The sequence below is a fragment of the Streptomyces sp. NPDC048565 genome (assembly GCF_040650935.1).
In the GTDB taxonomy this organism is placed as follows: domain Bacteria; phylum Actinomycetota; class Actinomycetes; order Streptomycetales; family Streptomycetaceae; genus Streptomyces.
On the sequence record NZ_JBEZIH010000005.1, the window covers coordinates 215,743 to 229,732 of the forward strand.

At 71.2% G+C, this 13,990-nt stretch carries 16 protein-coding genes and 1 pseudogene; 4 read left to right on the top strand and 13 right to left on the bottom strand.

All coding sequences use genetic code 11. The features are described from left to right. Nucleotides 1-76 precede the first annotated feature (76 nt). Complete coding sequence (locus AB0C75_RS08735) at nt 77-751, top strand: MOSC domain-containing protein (RefSeq protein ID WP_362888472.1); 675 nt, start codon at nt 77-79, stop codon at nt 749-751. 59 nt (nt 752-810) lie between these two features. Next, nucleotides 811-1,584, top strand: a complete 774-nt coding sequence (locus AB0C75_RS08740) for an SDR family oxidoreductase (protein ID WP_362888474.1) — start codon at nt 811-813, stop codon at nt 1,582-1,584. Nucleotides 1,585-1,663: 79 nt separating this feature from the next. Here the strand turns inward: AB0C75_RS08740 and groL are convergent, their stop codons facing one another. From groL to AB0C75_RS08755, 3 genes are all read right to left on the bottom strand, one after another. Next, complete coding sequence (groL, locus tag AB0C75_RS08745) at nt 1,664-3,286, bottom strand: chaperonin GroEL (RefSeq protein WP_362888476.1); 1,623 nt, start codon at nt 3,284-3,286, stop codon at nt 1,664-1,666. Between the two features lie 99 nt (nt 3,287-3,385). Continuing rightward, nucleotides 3,386-3,694, bottom strand: a complete 309-nt coding sequence (groES, locus tag AB0C75_RS08750; protein ID WP_003966899.1) for a co-chaperone GroES — start codon at nt 3,692-3,694, stop codon at nt 3,386-3,388. 310 nt (nt 3,695-4,004) lie between these two features. Further along, nucleotides 4,005-4,937 carry a polysaccharide deacetylase family protein gene (locus tag AB0C75_RS08755; protein WP_362888478.1) on the bottom strand — a complete coding sequence of 311 codons (933 nt, stop codon included), beginning with the start codon at nt 4,935-4,937 and terminating at the stop codon, nt 4,005-4,007. 115 nt (nt 4,938-5,052) lie between these two features. On the opposite strand from AB0C75_RS08755, the gene AB0C75_RS08760 reads away from it, so the two are divergent. Further along, entirely contained in the window at nt 5,053-6,285 is a 1,233-nt protein-coding gene (locus AB0C75_RS08760; RefSeq protein WP_362888480.1) for a methyltransferase domain-containing protein, read from the top strand. Here the strand turns inward: AB0C75_RS08760 and AB0C75_RS08765 are convergent, their stop codons facing one another. From AB0C75_RS08765 to tsaB, 8 genes and pseudogenes are all read right to left on the bottom strand, one after another. Then, the gene (locus AB0C75_RS08765) at nt 6,286-6,936 is read right to left on the bottom strand and encodes a hypothetical protein (RefSeq protein WP_362888482.1); all 651 of its coding nucleotides are present in this window, start codon (nt 6,934-6,936) and stop codon (nt 6,286-6,288) included. Nucleotides 6,937-7,039: 103 nt separating this feature from the next. After that, nucleotides 7,040-7,312 carry a DUF1876 domain-containing protein gene (locus AB0C75_RS08770; RefSeq protein WP_362888484.1) on the bottom strand — a complete coding sequence of 91 codons (273 nt, stop codon included), beginning with the start codon at nt 7,310-7,312 and terminating at the stop codon, nt 7,040-7,042. A gap of 76 nt (nt 7,313-7,388) precedes the next feature. Then, complete coding sequence (locus AB0C75_RS08775; protein ID WP_362888486.1) at nt 7,389-7,853, bottom strand: VOC family protein; 465 nt, start codon at nt 7,851-7,853, stop codon at nt 7,389-7,391. Between the two features lie 25 nt (nt 7,854-7,878). Further along, nucleotides 7,879-8,219: pseudogene (locus tag AB0C75_RS08780) on the bottom strand (hypothetical protein); the annotation flags it as partial. Nucleotides 8,220-8,274: 55 nt separating this feature from the next. Continuing rightward, entirely contained in the window at nt 8,275-8,544 is a 270-nt protein-coding gene (locus AB0C75_RS08785) for a hypothetical protein (RefSeq protein WP_362888489.1), read from the bottom strand. After that, nucleotides 8,541-9,686 carry a tRNA (adenosine(37)-N6)-threonylcarbamoyltransferase complex transferase subunit TsaD gene (tsaD, locus tag AB0C75_RS08790; RefSeq protein ID WP_362888491.1) on the bottom strand — a complete coding sequence of 382 codons (1,146 nt, stop codon included), beginning with the start codon at nt 9,684-9,686 and terminating at the stop codon, nt 8,541-8,543. Before tsaD ends, AB0C75_RS08785 begins: the two co-directional genes overlap by 4 nt. Beyond that, the gene (gene rimI, locus AB0C75_RS08795; RefSeq protein ID WP_362888493.1) at nt 9,679-10,170 is read right to left on the bottom strand and encodes a ribosomal protein S18-alanine N-acetyltransferase; all 492 of its coding nucleotides are present in this window, start codon (nt 10,168-10,170) and stop codon (nt 9,679-9,681) included. The genes tsaD and rimI overlap by 8 nt, the downstream gene beginning before the upstream one ends. Continuing rightward, nucleotides 10,167-10,814 carry a tRNA (adenosine(37)-N6)-threonylcarbamoyltransferase complex dimerization subunit type 1 TsaB gene (tsaB, locus tag AB0C75_RS08800; RefSeq protein ID WP_362888672.1) on the bottom strand — a complete coding sequence of 216 codons (648 nt, stop codon included), beginning with the start codon at nt 10,812-10,814 and terminating at the stop codon, nt 10,167-10,169. The genes rimI and tsaB overlap by 4 nt, the downstream gene beginning before the upstream one ends. A 169-nt stretch (nt 10,815-10,983) precedes the next feature. Here tsaB and AB0C75_RS08805 point away from each other — a divergent pair, with 169 nt between their 5' ends. Then, nucleotides 10,984-11,544 carry a hypothetical protein gene (locus tag AB0C75_RS08805; RefSeq protein ID WP_362888495.1) on the top strand — a complete coding sequence of 187 codons (561 nt, stop codon included), beginning with the start codon at nt 10,984-10,986 and terminating at the stop codon, nt 11,542-11,544. A gap of 29 nt (nt 11,545-11,573) precedes the next feature. Here AB0C75_RS08805 and AB0C75_RS08810 read toward each other — a convergent pair whose 3' ends face one another. Then, complete coding sequence (locus AB0C75_RS08810) at nt 11,574-11,759, bottom strand: hypothetical protein (protein WP_362888496.1); 186 nt, start codon at nt 11,757-11,759, stop codon at nt 11,574-11,576. A gap of 137 nt (nt 11,760-11,896) precedes the next feature. Beyond that, entirely contained in the window at nt 11,897-13,984 is a 2,088-nt protein-coding gene (locus AB0C75_RS08815) for a protein kinase (protein ID WP_362888498.1), read from the bottom strand. Nucleotides 13,985-13,990: the final 6 nt, after the last annotated feature.

Below are 13,990 nucleotides of genomic sequence, written 5' to 3' on the forward strand. Positions count from 1 at the left end.
ACCATAAGCGACTCTTGCAGCATTGCCCCATTAATCGTGAGCGGCTTTGGGTGGTCTCCGATTAGCCTGTGCGGTTATGAAGGTCCTCACCGTGAATCTCGGCCGCCCCACGCCCTCTGCCCACACCGACGGCGCCTCGGGACTCACCGGTATCGGCAAGCACCCTTCCGAAGGGCCCGTGCGGGTCGACGACCCCGGCCCCAAGGGCAGCGGCGGCAGCGGTCTGACGGGCGATTCGGTGTGCGATCTCCGGCACCACGGCGGATCGGACCAGGCCGTGTACGCGTACGCACGCGAGGAGCTCGACGTCTGGGAGGAACAACTGGGCCGCCCCCTGCCCAACGGCTCCTTCGGTGAGAATCTGACGACCTCCGGCATCGACGTGAGCCACGCGCGGATCGGTGAGCGCTGGCGGATCGGCGACGAGCTGGTCCTCGAGGTGACGTCGGGCCGCATCCCGTGCCGCACGTTCGCGGGCCACATGGGCGAGCGGGGCTGGGTGAAGCGGTTCACGCGTGAGGGTGCCACCGGCGCGTACCTCCGGGTGATCGTGCCGGGGACGATCCGTTCCGGTGACGCGATCGAGGTGGTGCACGTCCCCGCCCACGGGATCACCGCCGCCCTGGAGTTCCGGGCGACGACCACCGAGCGGGAGCTGCTGCCGCGCATGCTCGAAGCCGGTGACGCGCTGCACTCGGAGACCCTGCTCGCGGCGCAGGCGTACCTGGCGAAGCAGGCCGCCGCCTCCTGAGCCTTCCAGGGAGCGGACGCGGGTCGGGCACCCCCGCACCCGGAAGCTAACGTGCCGCTATGACGACTGCACTGATTACGGGCGCGACGGCGGGGATCGGGGCCGCCTTCGCACGGCGGCTCGCGGCTGACGGGCACAATCTGGTGCTGGTGGCCCGTGACACGGAGCGGCTGCGCGCGCAGGCGACCGAGCTGCACGACGGCCACGGCATCGAGGCCGAGGTGCTGACGGCCGACCTGTCCACGGATGCCGGGATCGAGGCGGTCGCGGCACGGCTGACGGACCGGGTGAGCCCCGTGGATCTGCTGGTCAACAACGCGGGCTTCGGCAACAAGGGGCGCTATCTGGACGTCCCGGTGGCCGATGAGCTGACGATGCTGAAGGTCCACTGCGAGGCGGTGCTGCGGCTGACCTCGGCCGCCGCAGGCTCGATGCGGGAGCGCGGGCGCGGCGGGGTGGTCAATGTGGCCTCGGTCGCCGCCTTCCTGCCGCGGGGGACGTACGGGGCGTCGAAGGCCTGGGTCGTCCAGTTCACCCAGGGCGCGGCGAAGGATCTCGCGGGTTCGGGGGTGCGGCTGATGGCGCTGTGCCCGGGCTTCGTGCGGACCGAGTTCCATGAGCGGGCCGGGATGGGGACGGGCAGCATCCCGGACTGGATGTGGCTCGACGCGGACAAGCTGGTGACCGCGGCCCTGGCGGACCTGGCCCGCGGCAGGTCGGTGTCCATCCCCGACCCGCGCTACAAGGCGCTGATGAGCCTGGTGAAGCTGACGCCCCGCAGCGTCCTGGGCGGAGTCACCTCCCGCGCGGGCCGGACGTACGGACCGCAGTAGGCGGAAGGTTCCAGGACAGCACCGAGGCCCGGTGCCCCCGCGACGGGGGTACCGGGCCTCGGTGTCGTACGGAGCCGTACTAGTGGCTGTGGCCGTGGCCGTGACCGGCCTCGTCCTCTTCCTCGGCCGGCTTCTCGACGACCAGGGTCTCGGTCGTGAGCAGCAGCGACGCGATGGACGCGGCGTTCTCCAGGGCGGAGCGGGTGACCTTGACCGGGTCGATGACGCCGGCCTTCACCAGGTCGCCGTACTCGCCGGTCGCGGCGTTGAAGCCCTGACCCTTGTCGAGCTCGGAGACCTTCGAGGTGATGACGTAGCCCTCGAGGCCCGCGTTCTCCGCGATCCAGCGGAGCGGCTCGACGGCGGCGCGGCGCACGACCGCGACACCCGTGGCCTCGTCGCCGGCCTTGCCGAGGTTGCCCTCCAGGACCTTGACGGCGTGGACCAGAGCGGAGCCACCACCGGAGACGATGCCCTCCTCGACCGCGGCGCGGGTCGCGGAGATGGCGTCCTCCAGACGGTGCTTCTTCTCCTTGAGCTCCACCTCGGTGGCGGCACCGACACGGATCACGCACACGCCGCCGGCCAGCTTCGCGAGGCGCTCCTGGAGCTTCTCGCGGTCCCAGTCGGAGTCCGTGGACTCGATCTCGGCCTTGATCTGGTTGACGCGGCCCTTGACGTCGGCGGAGTCGCCGCCGCCGTCGACGATGGTCGTGTCGTCCTTCGAGACAGTGACGCGGCGGGCGGTGCCCAGCACGTCCAGACCGGCCTGGTCGAGCTTGAGGCCGACCTCCTCGGCGATGACGGTCGCACCGGTGAGGGTGGCGATGTCACCGAGCATGGCCTTGCGGCGGTCGCCGAAGCCCGGGGCCTTCACCGCGACGGCGTTGAAGGTGCCACGGATCTTGTTGACGACGAGGGTGGAGAGCGCCTCGCCCTCGACGTCCTCGGCGATGATCAGCAGCGGCTTGGAGGCACCGGCCTGGATGACCTTCTCCAGCAGCGGGAGCAGCTCCTGGATGGAGCCGATCTTGCCCTGGTGGATCAGGATGTACGGGTCGTCGAGGACGGCCTCCATACGCTCCTGGTCGGTCACCATGTACGGGGAGAGGTACCCCTTGTCGAAGGCCATGCCCTCGGTGAACTCGAGGTCGAGACCGAAGGTGTTGGACTCCTCGACGGTGATGACACCGTCCTTGCCGACCTTGTCCATCGCGTCCGCGATGAGCTCGCCGACCTGCGGGTCCTGCGCGGAGAGCGCGGCCACGGCGGCGATGTCGGCCTTGTCGTCGATCGGGCGCGCGGTCGCGAGGAGGTCCTCGGACACGGCCTTGACGGCGGCGTCGATGCCCTTCTTCAGGGCGGCCGGGGACGCACCCGCGGCTACGTTGCGCAGGCCCTCGCGGACGAGCGCCTGGGCCAGGACGGTGGCGGTGGTGGTGCCGTCACCGGCCACGTCGTTGGTCTTGGTCGCCACCTCCTTCACCAGCTGGGCGCCGAGGTTCTCGTACGGGTCGTCGAGCTCGACCTCGCGCGCGATGGTGACACCGTCGTTGGTGATGGTGGGGGCGCCGAACTTCTTGTCGATGACGACGTTGCGGCCCTTGGGGCCGATCGTCACCTTCACCGTGTCGGCAAGCTTGTTGACGCCGCGCTCAAGGGCGCGACGGGCGTCCTCGTCGAACTTCAGGATCTTCGCCATGGGCTGAGCTGTCCTCTCAAACGAACTGCGCCCCTCGCCGCCCGGCTAGTTATTTCGCAGGGGGCCAGGGGCGCAGAACAGAAGCAAACGTTAAGTGAATTACTTCTCGACGATCGCGAGAACGTCGCGCGCCGAGAGGACGAGGTACTCCTCGCCGTTGTACTTCACCTCGGTGCCGCCGTACTTGCTGTACAGGACGACGTCGCCGGTCTTGACGTCGAGCGGCAGGCGCTCGCCGTTCTCGAAGCGGCCCGGGCCCACGGCCAGGACGACGCCCTCCTGGGGCTTCTCCTTGGCGGTGTCGGGAATGACCAGGCCGGAAGCCGTGGTCTGCTCGGCGTCGAGCGGCTGGACCACAATGCGGTCCTCAAGCGGCTTGATCGCAACCTTGGAGCTGGTGGTCGACACGATCCGGTCTCCCCCTTCGGAGATCTCACGGGGTTTAACAGTCTGTGGGGTGGCTTCAAGGTCGATCCGTCGTCGCGGGTGCCGGACCTGCCCTGTCGCGCGGTTGTGCTGGCACTCTCCATCGGGGAGTGCCAGCACTGAGACTATGACCGCGATTAGCACTCGGTCAAGCGGAGTGCCAATTGACCACCCTCGCGTGGCGCCGCGTCACCGGCGTACGCCCGGACAACGCGGGAGATCTCCACAGCGTTCCGTCGTCCGTCGTCCGTCATCCGGCATCCGGCGCCCGGCGCCCGGCGCCCGGCGCCCATCAGACATAGTCCTCCAGCCTGGCCACGGCGTACCCCTTGTCCGTGACCGTCTTCATGACGTTGCGGATCATGTCCGCCATGGAGGCGTCCCAGTCCTCGCGGCCCCGGAAGTGGGTGAGGATGATGTCGCCGGGGTGCAGGTCCTGGTCCTCCTCGCGCCAGTCCATGTGGTCGGGGAACGCTTCGGCGCTCCACAGGGGCACGGCCTTGATGCCGCAGGACTTGGCGATGCGCAGGGTGTCGCCGTTGTAGTTGCCGTAGGGCGGGCGGAAGAGGACGGGGCGCTTCCCCAGGTTCTTCTCGATCTTGTCCTGCGAGCCGCAGATCTCCTCGCGCTGCTCGTCATCGGAGAGCCCCGGGAGATAACGGTGGTTGAGCGTGTGGTTGTTGAGCGTGACTCCCCTGGCCTGCATGTCCTTGAAGTAGCCGTAGTCGTCGTTGATCTCGTAGTCGCTGAGGAAGGCGCTGTACGGGATCTTCAGCTCCGACATCATCCGGAGCAGCTCGGGGTCCTTCTCGGAGCCGTCGTCCATGGTCAGGAAGACGACCCGCTCCGTGGTCGGCACGCTGGTGAAGACCGGCGGCAGCCCCTTCCCGCCGCCCTCGACCTCGAACCCCTTACGGGTGGTGATGTGCGGCTTCACCGCGGGCGCCACGGGCGCGACGAGCGGAGGCTCGGCCAGGCCCCACTTCTTCGCGACGGCGACCCGGGCGGCCTGCTCCCGCTTCAGCCGCGCCGCCTTGGCCTCGACCCCGGCGGGCCCTGCCTGCGGCGGAACCGCGACCTCCGACTGCCCGGCGGTGGCTTCGGGCCCCGCGGCCGGATTCTGCCGCCCGGCCGCCCCTTCGTCCGTGGCGTCGGCACACCCGGACGCGGCGGCACCGAGGAGCAGGGCCACCAGGACCGCGCAGGTCGATCTGTGGCGTTTCATGACGAATTTGTCTTTTTGTCGTACTAGTTGCATGGCGCCGCATCCTGCCACCGGGGCACCGGCCGCCCCATGCGACACATCCGGGCGGCCCGCGAGGTCCCCCGGCTGGCTCACAATGGACCCCGTGAACGCCCTTCCCCCTGCCGATCAGACCGACCCGGCCGACCCGCTCGCGGCCTTCGCCGCCCTGCGCACCCCCGAGGGCGCGGCCCTCCTGGACGAGCTGCGCGACCACGACCCCGCCCGGGAACTGGCGACCGCGACCCGGCTGCGCCGCACGCATCCCGCCGCCCTCGTGTCGGCGGCGCTCGGCCAGGCGCGGCTGCGGCAGCGGGCGGTGGCGAAGTTCGGGGCGGCGGACGCGTACCGCATGTTCTTCACCCCCGACGGCGTGGAACAGGCGACCCGCACCTCGGTCGCCGGCTACCGCGCGGAGCGGTTCGCGGAGCTCGGCGTACGGAGCGTGGCCGACCTGTGCTGCGGCATCGGCGGCGACGCCATCGCCCTGGCCCGTGCGGGCGTCTCGGTCCTGGCGGTGGACCGCGATCCGCTCACCGCCCGGGTCGCCCGCGCCAACGCCGAGGCGCTCGGCCTCCAGGACCTCGTCGAGGTCCGGTGCGCCGACGTCGCCGAGGTCGACACCTCCCCGTACGACGCGGTCTTCGTCGACCCGGCGAGGCGCGGCGGGCGGGGCCGGATCTTCGACCCCGAGGCCTATTCGCCGCCGCTCTCCTGGGCGACCGGGGCCGCACTGAAGGCCCCGCGCGCCGCGCTGAAGATCGCGCCCGGCGTCCCGCACGAGGCCATCGAACCTGGGGCCGAGGCCGAGTGGATCTCGGACGGCGGCGATGTGAAGGAGGCCGTGCTCTGGTTCGGCGACGGCTTCACCCCCGGCGCCTTCCGGGCCACGCTGCTCCCGTCGCGCACGACACTCGTCTCCGAAGGCCCGCTCCCCGCACCGCCGGTCGGCCCGGTCGGCCGGTATCTGTACGAGCCGGACGGCGCCGTCATCCGCGCCCACCTGGTGGCCGACATCGTGGAGCGGTGCGAGGGCAGGCTGATCGACGAGACGATCGCGTACGTCACGAGCGACAGGCCGTACGCCTCCGAGGCCACCGCCGCCTACGAGATCACCGATCAGCTGCCCTTCAACATGAAGAAGCTGAAGGCTCTGCTGAGGGAGCGCCAGGTGGGCGTCCTGACCGTCAAGAAGCGCGGCTCACCGGTCGAACCCGAGGAGCTGCGACGCAAGATGAAGCTTCAGGGCCCGCACGCCGCCACCGTCTTCCTGACCCGGGTGGCCGGGGCCCCGACGATGCTGATCGGGCAGCCGGTGCGGCAGGCCTGATCAGCCGCGCACCGTGACCAGCGGGTCCGCCGGCACCCCGGCGAGCACCCGCAGCACCCAGCGGCGGTGGGCGATCGCCTTGACGATGCCGGTCAGCCCGGTCAGCCAGCCGATGAACCCGAGCCCCACCAGCCAGGCCACCAGCCCGTACGTCTCCTCACCGGCCCTGGCGGTCGCGGGGACGGCGACGCAGCCGAACAGACCGACGGCGCAGAGCGCGAACGACATCAGCAGCCACATGAGACTCGCGCGGGGCCGGCGCAGGGCCATGTCACCCCGCGGGTCACGGTCGAGCCCGCCCCACTCCACGAGGAGGCGGTGGACCCGCAGGTCCCTGGCAACTCCGACGGCCATGAGGACGCCCGAGGGGACCAGCACGGCGGCCCCGATGGCGAGGCAGATGACCCCGGGTACGACACCGAGGGCGTCGTCGGCGTCCTCGAACATGAGGAACGCCGATCCCGCCAGGGACCAGCCCAGCGCCGCGGTCCCCGCCCACATCCACAGGATCCCGAGCCTGCCGGGTCCGATGAACATCTTCACCAGCTCACCGAGGATCAGCGCCCGGTCCCTCAGCAGCGCGTCACGGTCGGGCCACGTACGTATCTCCACGGGCGGGGGTGGCGGCGGAAGCGGTGAACTGCGAGGCATGGCCCAGACTTTACCGAGTGCGCCGGGGTCATCAGGCCGGCCGACCGGATCCCCAGGCCGACCGGATCCTCAGGCCAGCCACATCCCCAGGCCGGCCGGATCCTCAGGCCAGCGGGTACGACGCCCGGCCCGATGCCTCGTCGATCTCGTCGTGCGCCTTGGTGAGCAGCTTCATCGCCAGCTCGTTCAGCGCGCGGGCGCCGGCGATCTCCTCGCCGACCCTCGGCTGTTCGGCGTCGACGGGGTGACGGCTGGCGTATCCGTGGGCCCGCACCTCGGTCCCGTCACTCAGCCGCACCATCGCGGCCGCGCGGGTCCTGTGGGTGTCCTCCTCGAATTCCAGCTCTATGTGCCAGCCGACCATGGTCTCCATCATGTCGGTCACCTCCCTGGATACCTGCTTCCAGGGTGCGCCCGATCCCCGGCGGGCGCACGGTGTGCGCCGCCGGGCCTCAGGCGTCCCGCAGGGCCTGGACGTCGAGCTTCCGCATGCCCAGCATCGCCTTCATCACGCGGTCGGCCCTCGCACGGTCGGGGTCGCCGAGCAACTCGGGCAGCGCACGCGGGACGATCTGCCAGGACAGGCCGTACTTGTCCTTCAGCCACCCGCAGTCACTCTCCTCGCCGCCCTCGGTGAGCTTCGCCCACAGGGTGTCGACCTCCTCCTGGTCCGCACAGTCCACGCTGAGCGAGATGGCCTCGCTGAACCGGAAGTGCGGGCCGCCGTTGAGACCGAGGTACTCCTGGCCGGCGAGCACGAAGTCCACCGTGAGGACCTTGCCGGTGTCGCCCGGCGCCGCGTCGGAGTTGTAGCTGACGTCGGTGATGCGGGAGTCCCCGCCGAAGACCGAGACGTAGAACTCCGCGGCGTCCTTCGCCTGGTTGTCGAACCACAGACAGGGCTTGATCTTCTGCATGGTCTTCTCCTCGCCTCGGCGGACGTCATCGTTCGCTGTGCAAGGTAGACCGGTCCCGCACCCCGAACTCATCGGTCGGGCCCTCCACGGACGTCGCCCCGCGCTCCGCCGGCAGCAGGACGTACGCCGCCGGCCCGGCGGCCGCCAGGAGACCCGCCGCGACCCGGAACGCCGCCGCGTATCCCGAGGACAGCTCGGTGAGCCCGTGCCGCCGCCGGTGACCCGGGCGGCGGTCGGGCCGAACCCGAGGACCAGCCGCATGTACAGCGAGACGAAGTAGAACGCCCCGAACTGGGCCGAGGCCAGCAGCAGACAGAACAGGTTCGCGGTGAGCACCGGACGCCCCTTCAGCAGGACGGGCCTGATCCGGCGAGGGACGCGGGACGCTGACGCTCTTCCACTCCCGCTGACGTCCTTCCGTTCAGTCCACCGACTCGAAGCGCCAGCGGTGCACCGGGCGGGTGACCAGGGCGGCTTCGGGCTCCGGGAGCTCGGGGAGGTCGTCGTCGTACGACGCGTCCCGCCACCACGTCATCACCAGGACCCGGTCCTGCGGGGCGCGCAGCAGTTCGCTGCGGTGCGGCTCGCGGGCCATTTCGGCGGAGCGGGCCCGCGCCCACTCCAGCAGCTCGCCGCCGCGGCCCTCGGCGGCGCGGGCCTCCCACATCAGGACGACGGTCGTGGGGCTCATGAGTACAGGTTGTCCTTGCTGACCTCGTGCACATGGTCATGGCTGTGTGCGTCGTGGCCGTGTGCGTGATGGCCGTGCGCGTCGTGGCCGTGCGCGTGCACGCCCGGCACATGGGTCTCGGTGACCGGCAGCGAGGAGTCCGCCGAGAGGTCCAGGTCCGACACCGGGCGGTTGCGCGCCACCATCTCCGCGCCCAGCGCCGCGACCATGGCCCCGTTGTCCGTGCAGAGCCCCGGCCTGGGGACGCGCAGCCGGATCCCCGCCTTCTCGCACCGCTCCTCGGCGAGCGCCCGCAGCCGTGAGTTGGCCGCGACGCCGCCGCCGATCATCAGGTGGTCGACGCCCTCGTCCTTGCAGGCCCGGACGGCCTTGCGGGTGAGGACGTCCACCACGGCCTCCTGGAAGGACGCCGCCACGTCCCGTACGGGAACGTCCTCGCCGGCCGCGCGCTTCGTCTCGATCCAGCGCGCCACGGACGTCTTGAGGCCGGAGAACGAGAAGTCGTACGCGGGATCGCGCGAGCCGCTCAGTCCGCGCGGGAAAGCGATCGCCTTCGGGTCACCCTCCCTGGCCAGCCGGTCGATGACGGGGCCGCCGGGGAAGCCGAGGTCCAGCACCCGGGCGATCTTGTCGAACGCCTCGCCCGCCGCGTCGTCGATGGTCGCGCCGAGCGGCCGTACGTCGCTGGTGATGTCCGGGGCCAGCAGCAGCGAGGAGTGCCCGCCGCTCACCAGCAGCGCCATGGTCGGCTCGGGCAGCGGGCCGTGCTCCAGCTGGTCGACGCAGATGTGCGAGGCCAGGTGGTTCACCCCGTACAGCGGCTTGTTCAGCGCGTACGCGTACGCCTTGGCGGCCGACACCCCGACGAGCAGCGCCCCGGCGAGCCCGGGGCCTGCCGTGACGGCGATGCCGTCGAGGTCACGGGCGCTGATCCCGGCGTCCTTCAGCGCGCGCTCGATGGTCGGCACCATCGATTCCAGATGGGCGCGGGAGGCGATCTCCGGGACGACACCGCCGAAGCGGGCGTGCGTCTCGACGCTGGAGGCGACGGCGTCGGCGAGGAGCGTCGTGCCCCGCACGATGCCGACACCGGTCTCGTCGCAGGAGGTCTCGATGCCGAGTACGAGCGGTTCGTCAGCCATCAGTCTCTGTTCCTTGTACGGTCAGGCGCATGACGAGTGCGTCGATGTTCCCCGGCTGGTAGTAGCCACGGCGGAAGCCGATGGGTTCGAAGCCGAAGCGTTCGTAGAGTTTCTGCGCGCGGGTGTTGTCGACACGGACCTCCAGGAGCACGGCGGTGCACTCGAAGGCCGTTGCGTGCCGGAGCAGATCGGTCAGCAGCTCCGATCCGAGGCCGCCGCCCCACTGACCGCGGCTGACCGCGATCGTCTGGACGTCGGCGAGGTCGCCGGCCGAGGCGAGGCCCGCGTAGCCGACGAGCCGGCCTTCGGGATCCTCGGCGACGACATAGCGGTGGGTGGACCCCGGCCCGCGCGCACGGGCCAGCTCGGACCAGAACATGCCGGCCGACCAGGCGTCGTCGGGGAACAGCTCGTGTTCCAGCTCCAGCACCGGCTCGATGTCCCACCAGCGCATCTCGCGGAGCACAGCGGTCGCGGTGGTCACTGGGGGGTGACCACCTTGTAGTTCTTCGGGACCTGGGCGTCGGGCCTGCGCAGATAGAGCGGCTGCGGTGGCAGTAGCGCGGCGCCGGCGGTCAGCCGCTCGGCGGCCAGGGCGGCGAGCGCTCCGGCGCGGACGTGTTCCGGGCCGCGGGCCTCGGTGAAGGCCTCGGGGTAGAGCAGCGCGCCCGCACCGGCGACGGGCAGTCCGGCGAGCCGGTCCGCGATGTCGCCGGGCCGGTCGACGGCGGGTTCACCGTCCCGGGTGCGGAAGTCCTCGTACCGCGCCCAGTAGACCTCCTTGCGGCGCGCGTCGGTCGCGACGGCGAAGGGACCTTCGAGGCCGTCCAGGCCTGCGGCGTACGCGAGGGCGTCGAGCGTGCACAGCCCGTGCACCGGCACCGAGAGGGCGGAACCGAAGGTCGCGGCGGTGACCAGGCCGACACGCAGCCCGGTGTAGGGGCCGGGGCCGACCCCGACGGCCACATCGGTCACGGCGTCGAGCGTCACTCCGGCCTCGGCGAGGACCCGGTCGACGGCGGGCAGCAGCAGCTCCCCGTGCCTCCGGGCGTCGACCTGGCCGGTCTCGGCCACGACGGATGCCCCGTCGTGGAGGGCGACGGTGACGGCGGGGGTGGCGGTATCCATGGCGAGCAGCAGCACACAAACAGCCTACGGCTCCGCCGACTCGGCCATGGCAGCCCGTGCATCGTCCCGGTCTCCCCTTCCGCTGCTGGTACCGTCGCCGGGTATACGCGTGTACGACGTAAATGCTTGTACGACATATGGCGCACGGCAGGTGAAAGGGGACCTCACGGTGGCAAGGGGCAGCTCGGGAATCGTGGCCGGGCTCACTGCCGCGGCGCTGGCCGCGGTCTGTTTCCTCGCCTACCAGGCGTCGGCGAACGCACCCGATTCGGTCGCCGCACCCTCGGCCGCCCCCTCAGGGGCCACGCCCGCGCCCTCGGAGAAGCCGAAGAAGGCTCCGAAGCAGCCGCTCGCGATCCCCGAGGACTCCGACACGGGGACCCGCGTCGTGTACGCGCTGAAGGACCGCCGGGTGTGGATCGTGAACGACAAGGAGAAGCCTCTCCGGACGTTCACCGTCATGCCGAGCTCCGTGAGCCCGCTGCCCGGCGTGTACCCGGTCACCTCGCGCTCCGGCAGCATCAAGGGCTCGGACGGCGTCATGATCGAACACGTGGTGCGTTTCGCGAACGTCGGCGATGTGGCGGTCGGCTTCAGCGCCGCGCAGGACGACTCGATGGCGAGCCCCGACCCCACGATCAAGACCGGCGGGGTGCGGATGAAGCGGGCCGACGGCAACGCGCTCTGGACCTTCGCCACGGTCGGCGTGAAGGTCGTCGTCGTCCCGTAGCAGCACCCGCTACCAGCAGGGCGGCCGGCTCAGGCCGCGTCGCGCCCCACGTCTTCGGCCTCGTCCTCGTCGGCGTGCTCGTCGTCGCGGGGCGGCGTCGAGACCGCCGTCGCGGCCGCACAGGAGGCCAGCAGGTCCTTCATCGACACCGCGGACACCGACGGCTGCTCCGCCTGCGATGGCCGCGGCCGCACTTCACGCTCGGGTACCGGCATGGATGCCTCCTCGGGCTTCGGCGCGAGACCTGGTTAGGTAGACCTAACCCGTCTCCGTATCCCATGTGACCACGACGGGCCTCCCCCGCGCAACATTTTACCGACAGACCGTCGGAAAGGGTGGACCGTGGGCGTCCTCAGAACACCGGCAGCGCGCTCAGCGAGTCACCGTCCACGACGAAGACCCGGTTGCCGTCGGCAGCCAGCCAGTACTGATCGGTGTTCTTGATGATGCGGAACACCCACGGCCGGCGGTCCTCGGCCAGATCGATCACGTTGATCCCTCCCCCCGTGTCGTTCACCGCGATCGACCAGAAGCCGTCGCCCTGGACGACGAGCGGGCTCTGCGCAGCGCACTGGACCAGGCCCTGGTGGACCCAGTCGGTGGGGCCTCCGTCCTTGGCGGCCAGACGCAAGGGGTATCCCAGGAAGGCCGCGTAGACGTGGGTGCCGTGCACCGTGGGCGGGCCCCAGTAGGGATCCACCCCCGGTTGCTTCGGGTTCTCCGCGACCCAGCGCTCCTCGCCGTCCCTGGCATTCACGGCCCGCAGATGCGTCCCGGTCACGAAGACGGTGTCCGCGGCGGCCGCGATCCCGGGCCTCCCCTCGGCCTGGTCGCGCAGCTGCCAGGCCGCGCCGCCGTCATCGGTCCGCACCGCGACGACGGCACCGCCCGCCCCGGCGACGACCAGCCGCCCCGCCACCACGACGCCACGCGGCCCGGGCTTCGCGCCGAGGTCCGCGCCGGCCTCGACCGACCAGCGCACCTCGGCGTCCGCCCGCCCGACGCTGCGCAGGTGCCCGTCGCCCGTGACCACGTACACCGCCTCGTCGTCCGCCGCCAGTACCCAGGCGGCATCGACGTCAACGGTCCACTTCGGTTCACCCGTCGACGCCACGAAGGTGCGCAGGACGCCTTTGCCGTCCGCCGCGGCCACCAGCTGCCCGGAGAGCGAGACGTACCGGCGCACGGCCTTGGTACCCGGTGCCGACCAGCGGAGTTCACCGTCGGTGACACCGCGAGCCGCGATGCCTCCGCCGGGGGCGCCCACCACGACGACGTCACGCACCGGCAGCGGGGCGGGGGTGCCGTCGCCGAACACCGAGGCGTGGCTCCATATCGGTTCGGGTGTCTCGCCGTACACGTAGTCGCCCTTCTCCGCGGACAGCACACGGGCCTTCGGCGTCTTCACGGCCGGCGGGATGCTGAACGGGTCCTGACGGCCACGGCCGTTCAGCCACACGGCCGTTCCCCCTCCCACGGCGAGGACAGCCCCGCCGACGGCCAGCGCGGTCAGCAGCCGGCGCCTCGGCACGGAACGGCCCGGGCTCACGGCCACCGCCGTGGTGAGCTCGTGCAGACTGCGGCGGCGCGCCGAGACGTCCCGCGCGAGGGGACCGTGACGCCAGGCGCGGTCGGCCCCACGCGGCGGGTCGAAGGCCGTGGCCATCGCCTCCGTGGAGGGGCGCCACGCGGGATCCTTGGCGAAGCAGGGCGCGATCAGCTGCCGGAGCGCGGCCGGCACCCCGCCCAGACTCGGCTCGCCATGGACGACTTCGTACTGCACGGCGGCGGCGTGCGGGCCGTCGTACGCGCGCCTGCCGCTCGCCGCGTACACGAGCACCGCGCCCAGGGAGAAGACATCCGCCGCCGGACCCACCCGGTGCCCGAGCACCTGCTCGGGGGCGCCGTACCCCGGCGTCACCGGAACCTCTCCGGTGGCCGTGAGGGTGAGGCCGTGCTCGGGGCGCGCGATGCCGAAGTCGATGATCCGCGGGCCGGTGGCCGTGAGCACGATGTTGCCGGGCTTCACGTCACGGTGCACGAGCCCCGCGGCATGGATGTCCCGGAGTCCGCGCGCCACAGCCACGGCGAGAGCCCGTACGGCGGGTTCGTCGAGCGGACCGTGGGCGGCGACCGCCTCGTCGAGCGTCGGCCCGACCAGGAACTCGGTCGCGATCCAGGGCCGCCCACCCTCGGTCCTGCTGTCGATGACCCTGGCCACCCCGTCGCTGCTGACCGCCTGCGCCATCTCGGCCTCGCGGACGAAGCGCCGGGCGAGATCGGGATCGTGGGCGAGATGGTGGTGCAGGACCTTCACGGCGGCGACGCTTCCTCCGCCGTCCAGACCGACGTACACCTTGCCCATGCCGCCCTCGCCGAGGATCCCGAGGATGCGGTAGGGGCCGAGCCTGAGCGGATCTCCGGTGGTCAGGGGTTTCATGTTCCG